Annotated in this window: 12 protein-coding genes; 2 read left to right on the top strand and 10 right to left on the bottom strand. The window is 52.4% G+C overall.

The features are described 5' to 3' along the window. The first annotated feature begins 144 nt into the window (after nucleotides 1–144). Complete coding sequence (locus tag L6442_RS03075; protein ID WP_212980427.1) at nucleotides 145–597, top strand: hypothetical protein; 453 nt, start codon at nucleotides 145–147, stop codon at nucleotides 595–597. Between the two features lie 65 nt (nucleotides 598–662). Further along, nucleotides 663–1,649, top strand: a complete 987-nt coding sequence (locus L6442_RS03070; RefSeq protein ID WP_212980428.1) for a polyprenyl synthetase family protein — start codon at nucleotides 663–665, stop codon at nucleotides 1,647–1,649. A gap of 299 nt (nucleotides 1,650–1,948) precedes the next feature. Here the strand turns inward: L6442_RS03070 and L6442_RS03065 are convergent, their stop codons facing one another. From L6442_RS03065 to L6442_RS03020, 10 genes are all read right to left on the bottom strand, one after another. After that, the gene (locus tag L6442_RS03065) at nucleotides 1,949–2,251 is read right to left on the bottom strand and encodes a hypothetical protein (protein WP_194235235.1); all 303 of its coding nucleotides are present in this window, start codon (nucleotides 2,249–2,251) and stop codon (nucleotides 1,949–1,951) included. 145 nt (nucleotides 2,252–2,396) lie between these two features. Continuing rightward, nucleotides 2,397–3,278: a UbiA-like polyprenyltransferase gene (locus L6442_RS03060; protein ID WP_212980429.1), complete on the bottom strand. Its 882-nt coding sequence runs from the start codon at nucleotides 3,276–3,278 to the stop codon at nucleotides 2,397–2,399. A 5-nt stretch (nucleotides 3,279–3,283) separates the two neighbouring features. Further along, nucleotides 3,284–4,618, bottom strand: a complete 1,335-nt coding sequence (locus L6442_RS03055; protein WP_212980430.1) for an aspartate aminotransferase family protein — start codon at nucleotides 4,616–4,618, stop codon at nucleotides 3,284–3,286. Between the two features lie 31 nt (nucleotides 4,619–4,649). Further along, nucleotides 4,650–6,566 carry a peptidase U32 family protein gene (locus L6442_RS03050; RefSeq protein WP_212980431.1) on the bottom strand — a complete coding sequence of 639 codons (1,917 nt, stop codon included), beginning with the start codon at nucleotides 6,564–6,566 and terminating at the stop codon, nucleotides 4,650–4,652. 80 nt (nucleotides 6,567–6,646) lie between these two features. Beyond that, nucleotides 6,647–7,447: an energy-coupling factor transporter transmembrane component T family protein gene (locus L6442_RS03045; protein WP_212980432.1), complete on the bottom strand. Its 801-nt coding sequence runs from the start codon at nucleotides 7,445–7,447 to the stop codon at nucleotides 6,647–6,649. Beyond that, a complete protein-coding gene (locus tag L6442_RS03040; RefSeq protein WP_212980433.1) occupies nucleotides 7,440–8,324 on the bottom strand; it encodes an ATP-binding cassette domain-containing protein in 885 nt (294 codons plus the stop codon). The genes L6442_RS03045 and L6442_RS03040 overlap by 8 nt, the downstream gene beginning before the upstream one ends. Next, nucleotides 8,300–9,175 carry an ATP-binding cassette domain-containing protein gene (locus tag L6442_RS03035; RefSeq protein WP_237100193.1) on the bottom strand — a complete coding sequence of 292 codons (876 nt, stop codon included), beginning with the start codon at nucleotides 9,173–9,175 and terminating at the stop codon, nucleotides 8,300–8,302. The genes L6442_RS03040 and L6442_RS03035 overlap by 25 nt, the downstream gene beginning before the upstream one ends. Before the next feature lie 23 nt (nucleotides 9,176–9,198). Next, nucleotides 9,199–9,750 carry a Gx transporter family protein gene (locus tag L6442_RS03030; protein ID WP_194235241.1) on the bottom strand — a complete coding sequence of 184 codons (552 nt, stop codon included), beginning with the start codon at nucleotides 9,748–9,750 and terminating at the stop codon, nucleotides 9,199–9,201. Then, nucleotides 9,737–10,129 (bottom strand): NusG domain II-containing protein, encoded by a 393-nt coding sequence (locus L6442_RS03025; RefSeq protein ID WP_194235242.1) that lies wholly within the window; start codon nucleotides 10,127–10,129, stop codon nucleotides 9,737–9,739. Before L6442_RS03025 ends, L6442_RS03030 begins: the two co-directional genes overlap by 14 nt. A gap of 460 nt (nucleotides 10,130–10,589) precedes the next feature. Continuing rightward, entirely contained in the window at nucleotides 10,590–12,128 is a 1,539-nt protein-coding gene (locus L6442_RS03020; protein ID WP_212980434.1) for an HD domain-containing phosphohydrolase, read from the bottom strand. Nucleotides 12,129–12,660 lie beyond the last annotated feature (532 nt).

Genomic DNA, 12,660 nt, shown 5'->3' with positions numbered 1-12,660 from the left:
CACGTTGCTCCATCTTTGTTTTCAGAGGTTGTTCAAAAAGTCTGCTTTTGATTCCGAAGCGAATCAGGGAGCGGACTCGGCATCGAATCTTGAATTCAGCCGGGGCCAATACTTTAACCGATTTTATCCCAGGGGGTGGCGTTAATGATGACTCAACTGATTGAGGATACACTTCAGCTTCTGAAGGCCGCTTGTGCGCCGGAAGCGATGATCGTGCCGGATCCGGACCTGTCGGAGCTTACGGAAGCCGCGGCGATGCTGCAGCGAAATGAGGTCTCATATTCACGCGCCGTAAATCTGCTGGCTCTGTTCACGCTGCTGATACTGGCCAGGAAAAGACATGACAAAGTCAGCTATTCCGATCCCGATCTGACAAGGAAAATATTGGACGGCGACTACTTTCAAAGCTTGTACATTCAGCTGGCCCTTCAGTTCGGGGAAATGGAACTGGTACGTTATCTCGCGCCGGTTCTGAAGACATGGTATATCCGGCAAGCGCTGGGGCAACCCGCAGCCGAACCGCTGGCATCCGTTTTTCAGGCCTATTTGCAGCATGAGCAGGCGTCGGCTGCACCTGAAAAACATAAAGCTATCTAATCCTTCGCAAGGTAGGGAAATGTCCGCCTGCTGTAAAAATAGATCAATATGTGGAGGTAAGAGAGATGAAACCATCCCTGCACGAAGCCCTTCAAATGGATATCCACCGGATTAACCGCGAAATCGAGAATATCGTCAAATACGACAAGGATGTTCCCCGCACGTCCGTGCTGGCCCGCAGCGTGCTGCGTCTGATCCGCTCGGGCGGCAAACGGCTGCGGCCCATCATGGTCATTACCGGCAGCCGTTTCGGCACGGCAAGCACCGGACGCCGGCAATACCAGCTTGCGGCTGCCGCGGAATTCATCCACGCCGCCTCACTGATTCACGATGATATTATCGATCGTTCGGATCTGCGGCGGGGCGCCCCCTCCTTGCATACGCAGACCGGCGTGGCCGAAGCGGTTCATATCGGAAACTATATGTCCGCTAGGGTGGTTGAACTGCTTTCGATGTATACGGCGGATGAGGACCGTTTTGTCCATGATCTCTCCTCCATCGCCACCGTGCAGCTTTGCCTCGGTGAATATAACCAATTGCAGCATGCTTATGACTATGATCTCAGCTTGGAGGAGTATCTTGAGAAAACCCGCTGCAAAACGGCCCAACTCATGGCCACCTGCCTTCGCGTAGGCGCGCTTTCCGCAGACGCGGATTCCGAAACGGCTGACATGCTCTACCGCTTCGGCGAGTCGCTGGGAATGGCTTTCCAAATTGAAGACGACATCCTTGATTTCACGGCGACCGCCGCCGCAATTGGCAAACCCGCCGGCAGCGATCTGAGACGCGGGCAGGTAACGCTGCCTGTCCTCTTCGCATTGGAGGATGCAGCTCTTGCCCCTTATATTCGCAATATCCATTCCGGCGTGGCCGAGGAGGAAATCGAATACGTCCTTCGGGGCATCCGCTCGGGCGGCGCGCTGGCAAAGGCGGAGAAGATGCGAGAAGACTATCTGCAAGAGGCCATGAATGCCGTCTCTCCGCTGCTCAGCCATCCGGCATTCGGACAGCTGGAGGTGCTGCATCGGTATTTCGGAGGCAGAGCTGCATAAGAAGCAAAAAGGCTGCTCCCCAAACTGGGGGACAGCCTTTTTTAAGATTAAGTTTTAAGCGGAGCCTAAGTATTCTATAATCGCAAAATAACCCCACAAAGTGTATCGGAAAGAAGTCCGACGCCTGAAGGGCGCTTTTGCGGAGCAAAAGTACTGAGTGGAACCTATGCTTCGATGCTTATTCCAAATACTTTGCGGGGACCCCAAAAAAAACTTATTAAGAAACATCCGCTAATTGCGCCTCGCTTCTTAGATGTACGTCGATATTATGTTCCATAGACTTACGATAATGCTTGCATTTACACAATGGCTACCGTTACGAAGGCTATAGCTGCGAATCCGAGCAGAATCAGCGTCTGCCTGCCGGACAACGCCGGCTTCTCCGAAGAGCGGTAAAACCGCCGCTGCGCTATAAATTTCCGATGCACAACATAAAGTATAATCAGATCCGCTGCGAGCAGCAGCAGCAATTGTGCGGGCTGCAGCCGTCCTCCTGCCGTTAAAGGCCTTTCAGCAGCTCCGAGAATCAGAATTCCCACCATAAGAAAAACGACGCTGCGCAAGGCCTCAAGCAGCCAGGATACTGCTTTCCGAATACTCATTCCCCTACCTCCTAGCTTTGCTCCATTCATGGGGCACGTTTTCGTGGCATAATCTGCGGCATGAGTCCATTTTCTGAGATGATCGAATCTGTTCGGTTCTGCCGGGATTACTTTTATATTAGCAAAATTCCCTATATATGTGAAATCAGTGAATCAGGAAAAAGTCCATGAGCGTAAAAAACAGAATCACCATACTGATAATTTGATTCAAATGATAAGAAGCCATTTTCATGACCCGGGTATTGGCAGGCCGAATAATTCCATGCTCCGTCATCAGAAGGATGACCGCGATGCCGAGCCCCGTCAAATAAAGCCAGCCCAGATCCTGGATAAAATAGAGCATCACAAGCAGCAGCATCATGACCAAATGCATCGCTTTGGCCATCAGCAGGCCTGTTTTAAGCCCAAAATAGCTGGGAATGGACCACAAGCCATGGGAACGGTCGAATTCAATATCCTGGGTTCCGTAGATGACATCAAAGCCGGCAATCCACAACATAACCACCGTTCCCAGCACGAATGGAGTGAAAGCAAAAGCTCCGGTTACGGCAAACCATGCGCCAATCGGCGCCGAAGCGATCACAAAACCAAGATATAGATGGCTCAGCCAGGTAAATCGTTTGGTATAAGAATACGTCGTGATCAGAAAAATGGCGACCGGCGATAATGCGAAGCACAACGGATTCAGCATTGCAGCCGCAAAGATAAATACGGCATAGTTTACGACAACGAATATGACCACTTCCCGGGTGCCCAGCAGACGTCTGGGCAGGTGCCTATGGGCCGTACGCGGGTTGGCGGCATCAAACCGCCTGTCAGCGAGACGGTTAAAGGCGTTGGCCCCATTCCGCGCGGCAACAAGTGCGATCAGTCCCCACAGCATGACATGCCAGGAAGGGAAACCTCCGGCGGCCCATACCATGGAAATGACGGCAAACGGCAATGAAAACAGCGTATGCGAGAACATGACCAGTTCGCCGAACTGCCTGGTCTTATGCAGCACTTTGTGCATCCCAATAGCCTGCATCACGTTCACTTCCTTTCCGATGCGTTCATCCGCTCGGGAGAACCTTCCGTATCCCGGCCGATCCCGGCCAACACTTGGTCCAGCGCCTTCAGCATACGCCCGATATCCTCCTCATTGATCACAAGCGGCGGCTGGAAGGCCAGTACGTTGCGGTTGACCCCGTTTTTACCGATAATGAATCCCTTGTCCTTCATAGCTTCCAGTATCCGGTCAACCAGCTGCGCGTTTTCCTCCGGAGTTCCACCGCCGATCTCCGCTCCGACCATAAGTCCGAAGCCGCGGACATCCGCTACAAACGGCTCATGACGCTGCTTCAGTTCCCGAAGGCAGGCCTGCAGAGTTTCCCCAAGCAGCCGCGAACGTTCGACCAGCCCGGCGTCCCGGATATAATCCAGCACGGCCAGCGCAGTCATTGCCGATACCGGATTGCCTCCGAACGTGGAGGCCGACGGCTGGTTCATGGAGGCGGCGATAACATCGGTCGTGGAGAAAGCCGCTACCGGCACGCCGTTCCCAAGCGCTTTGGCCATCGTCATGATGTCCGGCTGTACGCCAAAATGCTCGATAGCGAACATCTCCCCCGTACGGCCGAAGCCGGTCTGGATCTCGTCGGCAATCAGCAGAATGCCATAGCTGTCCAGTCTCTTTTTGACCTCGCGGAAATACCAGGCCGGAGGGACGATGATGCCCCCGTTGCCCTGAATCGGCTCCACAATCATGGCCGCAATCTCCGTTCCCCGAGCCGCAAGCACCCGATCCAGCGCCTCCAAAGAGCATTGTGCCGCTTCATCCTCTGTTAGCCCCGGCTGGAACGGCCGCGGAATAAAGGACGTATCCCCGTCCAGAAACGGGTCGCAGCGCCACATCGCCAGCCCTGTCACCTCCATGGTCAGATAACTCCGGCCATGCAGGCTGTGTTCAAGCGAAATGAAACCTTTGCGTCCCGTATGCCGGCGGGCCAGCAGCAGGGCGCCTTCATTGGCCTCGGTGCCGCTGTTGACGAAAAAGCTCCGTGTCAGCTCTCCCGGCAACAGCTCGGCGAGCCGTTCTGCCAGCAGTACATTGGGTTCAGTCAAATAAATCGTCGATGTATGCTGCAGGCGATGCAGCTGGTCGGCGGAAGCCTCTGCAATAGCGGGATTGCAGTGCCCGCACGCTACTACTGAGACTCCCGCAAACAAGTCAGTGTACTTTTTGCCGTGATTATCAAATAAATACTGCATTTCACCGCGCACAATCAGCGGCGGCTGCCGGTAAAAATGCTGCGTGCAGGGGTAAAAGTAGGAACCTCTCAGCTCCTGAACCGTTTTGGCCTCCAATTGCTTTCCATGCTCAGTCATGCGAATTCCTCCTCCGGTCGTCGTGATTGAATCAGTTGAATTGAAGCGCTCCAAGCGTATAACCGGCGTATACCGGCTCAAGATGGGGGGCCGCTTCTTCCTTCAGGGCTTGTTGGTATGCACGGATAATGGTCTGCAGATCGCTCACCTTGTAAGTCGCCCCTTCAATCCGGAAGCAGGATACGCCCGCTTCGGCCAGCTCCCGCAGCAGCGGAAGATAATTAAGCTCTTTGCTAAGCAGAAGATGATTCCGGCCATTCCGGTCCCGGTAAACCGGGTTTTCGCCTTTGTCGGTCATCAATACCAGCACACTATTATCGACGTAACGATTATCCTCTTCGCCAATCGGCTCCAAAACTTCCGTATTTTCGTACAAGTCATGTTCCATATACATCACTGTCGGGGAGCCGTGCACGATCATCTCCAGCGGCAATTCCGAATATGTCAACGCTTCTCCCAAATGTTCAGCAGTCAATTCTGAAGATAAGGCGATTCTTTGCAAACCTTGATTTCCGTAGAATTTCGCCGCCAGATGGTTGTATACGTTCAGACTCGTATCCCCGATCATCGGGTAACCCAAATCCTTGAATGCATGAATCGCGCCTAAATTCGTGACCAGCAATCCATCGATCGCAAGTTTTTCCCGGCTAAGCAGCTGCCGGTATTGCTCCATATGCAGCTCGGTCATCATCCGCGGCAATCCTAAATACATCTTCGTCCCGCCTTTGATGGCGCAAAGCGATTGGATATCTTCTCTTGTGAACGGCAGGTCCGGTAAAAACACATCGCCTGAGAGATACAGCTCATCGACTCCCTCTTCTATAGCCATTCGCGCCTGATCCATATTGTTCACCCTGACGGCCAGGCAGGCTGCCCCCGCCGCGGACTTTGCCCCCTTCACGCCTAAGAGCTGCGTCCGAATTTCATCTATTCTTTGATCAGAAAGTTCCCGCTCGGGCGTCGGCGTACTGAATACCCGCCCGGTGCTGTAAAATTTCCCGGTTCCTTCATAACGGCGATTAATGTTGGAAAGCCCTGGTTTTCCGAATGCGTAGGCAGTTGAAAAATCCCGTTTCCGATTTTCATATAAATGCTTGGCGTCCTTCGAGCGGTCGAATCCGACAGGGTCGGCGATATAGCGATCGATGGCATCCGCGTAGCTGTTAACCAGCATCAGGACAAAGGAAGCATCCCGCATCCGGCCTTCGATTTTGAAGGAACAGACCCCCGATTCAATCAGCTCAGGTATATTCTCGTACATGTACATATCTTTGACGGCAAGGGGGAACTCGGCAGGATAGACGCAGCCATCCTTTTTGATGCGATAATCCCACCGGCACGGCTTCATGCATTTGCCGCGGCTGCTGCTCATCCCGAACACCATAGAGCTGTAGCTGCAGCTCGCGCCGTGGGCTACACACATGTCGCCATGAATGAAGTATTCCAGTTCCATCCCGGTCTGACTGTGGATATAACGGGCCGTTTGCAAATCCATTTCCCGCGAGGTCACGCATCGCTCCACGCCAAGCTCCTGCAGCGCCTTCACCATCTCCAGATTTTGCACGTTCATCATAACCGAAGCATGCAGCGGAAGGTTAAGCCCCATTTCCTGCACTAACGACAGCACCGCAAAATCCTGTACGATCAAAGCGTCCACCCCAGCCTGTTCCAGAAAACGCAAGTACTCCTTCGCCCCTTCGACCTCCGTTTCGTTGAGCAGGTTATTGACGGTTACGTATACTTTTTTGCCAAGTCCATGAGCCATGCGAACCGCCTCGGCAATTTCCTCTAGCGAAAAATTGTATCCTTTGCGCATCAGACGCATATTAAAAGCAGGTCCGCCAAAATAAACCGCATCGCACGGGGCCTGAATAACCTCTTTGAAAATTTCGAACGTTCCTACGGGTGCCAGCAGCTCAATCTCTTTTTCTCCAAACCAACGTGACACAGCGATCCCCTCCACATTTTTGTTATATTGAATCAAGCACTTAAGGTGCTGAATTCTTTCTTTCGATCTTGATAAATCGCCTAGAAGATCCCTATCCATATCATCGTCAGGCACATGATCGCAAAAGCTACCACAAACCAGGTGTCCGCCATGCTCCAAATTAACGGCCGGTATCTTGACCGCGGCGCCCCGATCCGGTAACCCCGCGATTCCATCGAAGCGGTCAAATCCTCCGCTCTCCGGAACGCGCCGACCGTCACGGGAACCAGCAGCGCCATTAGCATCCGCCCCTTGTCTTTCCACGGCAGTTCCCGCAAGTCCGCGCCCCGCGATGCCTGCGCTTTTAATATCGTTTGCGCCTCATCCAGAATCGCCGGAATGAACCGCAGCGCAATCCCGGTCATCAGCGACAGGCGCTCGGCCGAAATGCCGATGCGTTCAAACGGACGAAGCATCCCTTCCATTCCCTGGTTCAATTGCCCGGGGGATGTTGTAAACGTGAGCAGTGCCGTAAAAGATACCAGCAGCGTCATCCGCACCACGGCGTAAATGCCCGCCTGCAGCCCAGCTGCATCCAAATGCCAGGAGCCTATAGAAACCAGCACGCTGCCGCCCTTGACGGCAAGGCATTGTACGATCAGGATAAACAACATCAGCAGCCTTAGCGGCTTCGCCGCCTTCAGATAGGTGCCAAGCGGAATGCGGGTGATGACCATGATGAGTACGGAAAAAGCGGTCAAGCAGAGCAGCGCCGGCCATGTCCGCGCAGCCACGACCATAACCGCGTACAACAGCATGGCGGTCAATTTCGATCTGGGGTCCAGCTGATGTACCGGAGAACCGGTGTCGATCAATCTTCCGATTAACAGCTTCTCACGCATAAACACGCTCCTTTCTCTTCTCAGCGTGTATCAGCCTGGCAAGCCGGGCGGCCAAGGCAGCGGGGCTGAAACATGGACTCTCGCCCTCAAGCCCGAAGGCTTTCTCAAGCTGCAGCCAGTACCCAATGGGCTGCGGAATCGTCAAACCACAGCCCGCCAGCTTTTCCGCCTGATCGACAAGCATGCGCGGGGTACCGCTAAATGCGGCCTGGCCCTCATGCATGATCACCCAGCGGTCTGCATAAGGCAGCAGCTCATCCATCCGGTGCGTCACGATGATGACCGTTTTGCCTTCTTCGCGGCACAGCTTGCAGAGAAGTTCAGTAAGCTCGGCCCGGCTTTCCTGATCCAAGGTGGCACCCGGTTCATCGAGCACGAGAATGTCCGGGTCCATCGCCAGCACGGAGGCGATCGCCGCCTTGCGCCGCTGCCCCCCGCTAAGCTGAAGCGGGTGACGTGCCAGGAGCGATTCATCAAGCCCCATACGCTGCATCGCTTGTCTAGCCTGGCTGGCGGCTTCGGCGGGAGATACCCCGAAATTGATCGGGCCAAAACATAAATCCTCTTCCAGCGTAGCCGCGAACAACTGCTGTTCGGGAAACTGGAAAACAAGGCCTACCCGCTTGCGCAAGGATCTAAGCTTTGGCGGCTTCTTGCCGGCCGCTAGCGTTACATCCAGTACGCTGACGGTTCCTTCCGTCGGAAGCAAAATGCCGTTCAGCAGCTGCAGCAGCGTGGATTTGCCTGACCCCGAAGCCCCGGCAATTCCTGTCAGCACCCCCTGCCCAAACTCAAGATCCACATGCTCAAGCGCCGTTTGCTTCAGCAGGCTTTTCGCATCATACATATAACTCACTTGCCGAAGTATAATGGCCATATCCATTCAACCTCCGAGCCTGTCATCCCGCTTCCCGCGAAATCCCGATCCACGGGCAAAATCCCTTGCTTTTCCATTTCCATCTCAAGCTGAATCCGAAACGGCGGCAGCATCCGGCATAAATGCAGCAGCCCTTCATCCCGAAACAGTTCATTAGGCGTCACATCCGCTGCCAAAGTCCCTTCCCGCATCACAACCACCCGCTGCGAAGCGGCAACCTCCTCGGCATCATGGGTGATGGAGAGCAGAGTGTAGCGTCCTTCCCCATGCATTTCCTGCAATAAGCTAAGCCATTGCTGACGGGCCTTTTCGTCCAACATGGACGATGCTTCGTCGAGAATGATGAGCTCCGGCTCCATGGCCAGGATGGCTGCAATCGCGGCCCGCTGCTTCTGCCCGCCGGACAGCTCATGCGGATGGCGGTGCAAAAGCTGGCTGATCCCAAGGCGTGAAGCGTAATATTGGATTCTTCCCTGCATCTCTTCCCGGTCAAGGCAGCGACCCTCCAGCCCAAAAGCCATGTCCTCCTCCACGGTCGAGCCGATAAACTGGTTATCCGGATTTTGAAAAACGACGCCGACCTTCTGCCGGATTTCGGCAAGCGTACCTCTCCCAAGCTCAAGCCCGCCTATAGCAATGCGGCCTGAGTTTGCCCGCAAAAGCCCATTGAGCAGCCGGGTCAGGGTGGTCTTCCCGCAGCCGTTCGCGCCGGCAAGGGTAACCCATTCGCCTTGAGGAATCGTAAGCGATACATCCCGGATATCCGCATGGCTGCCATCATAGGCAAAGGACACATCTTCAAGCACGACCATATCCGGGCCGGCATTCGTACTTTTCATCATCACATTCATTTTGAACTCCCCCCGCCAAGCTTTTATTCCGCCTTCACAAACGGTTCAAACAAGGACAGCCGGGCCAGGGACGGCACCAGATACCTCACAGCGATCCCGACCAGAATACCTGTGGCAATACCACTGATCAGCAGCGCGGGCAAATAATAGAAAATATTCATCGTCGCGAACACGATGGACGCCGCTGTCAGCTGTCCGAAGTTGTGAGCGACACCGCCGGCGATACTGATGCCGACCAAACTCAGTTTACGGCGTCCCAGCTTCATCAGAAGCGCCATCACCGCAAAGCTGAACAGAGAACCGAACAGACTGAACATCAAACTGGAAAAGGTCCCGAATATAAAAGCGGTCAAAATCGTTTTCAGCACGACCAGCAGCAAGCAATCCCTCGCTCTTAAAAAATACAAGCAAGTCAAAATCATAATGTTGGCTAGACCCAGCTTAGCCCCTGGAATCTGAATATTTATCGGAATCATGGATTCGGCGATGCTCAGCACCACGGCCACCGCTGCAAAGATCGCGATCATTACCGTTCTTTTCAGGACAATCGATGATTCTTCGTCAGATAACGGCATCCGTACCCTCTCCTTCCCCGCCCTCGCCTTCGATTTCGACAATGATCCGATGCGGCAGGCAGACGATGCTGTCTCCCTTTCTGGATTTAAAGCCGAATGACAAACAGATCTGGTCCGGGCAATCGGCATCAATCATTTCGATTCCGTAATCATGCACCTTAAGCAGGTTATAACCGTGGTCGTTCTTGATTTCGATCGTTTGTTCCTCCTGGGTCAGATTAACAGTCCGATATACTTTCCCATCTACCTTAATAACAGCCGTCAATGCATTATTGTGATTTTTTTCACTTTCAGTGCTGCCTTGAATCCACTTGGGAACCATCAGCAGCACGGCGGCCAATAAAACCGCTGAAATGAGCAGCAGGTCTCCACGTTTCATAGTGCGAAACTCCCTTAGTTTTTAATGTTTCAAATCTTAGATGCCACCATTATAACTATGTTCTATCAAAGCTTCAATGAGCGAAGTCGATGAAAATAATTATTTGTTAGGAATTTCACAAAATGCTCACCTCCTAGAAAGCATTTATCGTCGTATTCGCAAATGTAACTTTTTGGGGGCAGGATTATTATTCCGATTTCAGACAGCATTTTCCTTGAAACGTATCCTTCGGTGATGCATTTATATAGGGTTGGACCGCCTTTAATACGAGACCTTCGCATATTCGCATATAAGGATTGTAGGGCGCTTGATATTCATGCTCATCCATATCTAAAATAACCCCACAAAGTGGAGCCTATGCTTCGATGCTTATTCCAAATACTTTGCGGGGACCCCCAAAAAACTTATAAATTCTATACTGCTAAAAAAACCGCCGTTGCCGGCGGACTCCTTTCATCATCTATGCTCTCCCTTTCCTCATAGAGAACAGCTGCGCGCGCATATGGTCTACGAAGACCTGGGCAAAAGCCGGGTCCCACTGGCTTCCTTTGCCTTCTTCCAAAATCAAAAGCGCAATGGAGGGGGCCATCCCTCTCCTGTAAGGGCGATCGGAGGTCATGGCATCGTAAGCGTCCGCCACCGCAATAATCCGTCCAAGCACCGGTATGTCCTCTCCAGCCAAGCCGTCAGGATACCCCTGGCCGTCATATCGCTCATGGTGCGAGCGAACACCGGGCAGCAAGGGGGCCATCTCATCTTTCGGTTCAATCTGGACCAGAATGTTCTCGCCAAGGATCGGGTGGGCTTTGATTTGGTTGAACTCTTCATCCGTCAGGCGTCCTTCCTTCAACAGGACGGTGTCGCTGATGCCGATTTTGCCAATGTCATGCAGCAGCGCCGACTTCCGGATGATGGCCAGTTCCTCTGTTGACATGCTGCAAAGCCTGCCGATCAGCTCCGAGTATTCGGCCACACGGAGTGAATGACCGGCGGTATACGGGTCCCGCGCATCGAGTGCTGCCGCAAGCGCCACGAAATAGCTGTCCAGCATAACCTGGCTCTGCTTCTCGCGATGCTGCAGCGAGCCAACCATCATGTTGAATCCGGAAACAAGTTTGGAGAATTCATCCGAATAAATGTTTGGGATTTTCGTCATTTGCCCTTCCTTGATGTCATTCATCGCATCGTACAGCTGGGAAATCGGTCGCTCGATATCCTGCGTGATCAGCCGCGCCCCCATATAAGTGAAAGCAGCAGCGATAAGAAGGATCACCCCCGCCCAACTCCAGTAATTCTGAAAAAGGCCCGCATCCGAATTTTGTAGCCGGAAATGCACAACCAGGCTGAACAGCAGCAGCGGCGACGTACCGATCAGCATGCCGCTGATCAGAAACTTCGGCCTTATCGATAAAAACTTATATCCTTTGGCATTCAGTTCAACCTGATACTTCTTATTAGCCTGTATCTTGAGATCAACCAGCAGCGGGCGGATGGCGGCTGTAGTCAGGAAAAAATCCAGCATGGCATGCATGCCCGCAATCACCAGCGCCCCCAAAGACGCCCCCAACATGTACAGAACCGGGAAATTCAGCAGCCCTCTGCTAAGCAGGCAGGAAGTCAATATAACCGCCGGAACGGAGAAACCCAGCAGATGAGGCACCAAAATCCGAAACACGGTTAAAAGCGGCAGCCGGTGCGTTTGAACATATGCCGCCTTTAACTTCTTCAAGCCTGCACCTGAATTTAAGCCTTGACGGATTGGCTTGATATGGCGCAAAAAAACAATCAGTTCGACGATCGTCATGACAGCTAGCGACAACAGCATAATGAATCCGAGCCTGCGGTGTTCCTCCGGGGGCAAATTCAATGTCGCCAATACGACAGAGCTTCCCGCAATCAAAATAACCAACAACGAACCGACCACATAATTTCGCAGCAACTTATAAAAAAAAGTCCGGTACAGATTTCTTGTCTCCGGACAAGCAGATTCGGTATCCATAGAGCCTTAGCCTTCCTTTTTATAAGAGTATATAGTCCATTAATACTATGTATATCGGTCGAAAGACTGGAATTTATGACTATATTCTCAGTAAAATATATCTTTTTGTATAAAATGATATAACAAACAAAACAACCCCACAAAGTGACGCATGACCTTCGATGCTTATTCCGATTACTTTGCGGGGACCCCGGAAACTCAACCCCACAAAGTGACGCGTGACCTTCGAAGCCTATTCCGATTACTTTGCGGGGACCCCGGAAATTTATACTTTCTGATATGCCAAGAAAAGCCCCGCCCAAGCGGAGCAAAAAAATCAAAACATCTTCGCATTAAAATTCCACGTTGAAATATTGCTTCAAACCAACCCTTGCCAAATCATTGCTTTTATGATAAGATTTGAACTTGTATAATTCATTTAACCCCTTTTTACGTTCCTCGCTAGAAGAATAACCCTTCGTGACCACGAAGTATTAAATTCCTATTTTGAATAACCCTAACGAAGTATGAGTTTAACAAAGACGTAATTCTG

It is taken from the genome of Paenibacillus azoreducens (genome assembly GCF_021654775.1).
Lineage (GTDB): Bacteria > Bacillota > Bacilli > Paenibacillales > Paenibacillaceae > Paenibacillus_AQ > Paenibacillus_AQ azoreducens.
This window is presented reverse-complemented; position numbering and strand designations above follow the sequence as displayed.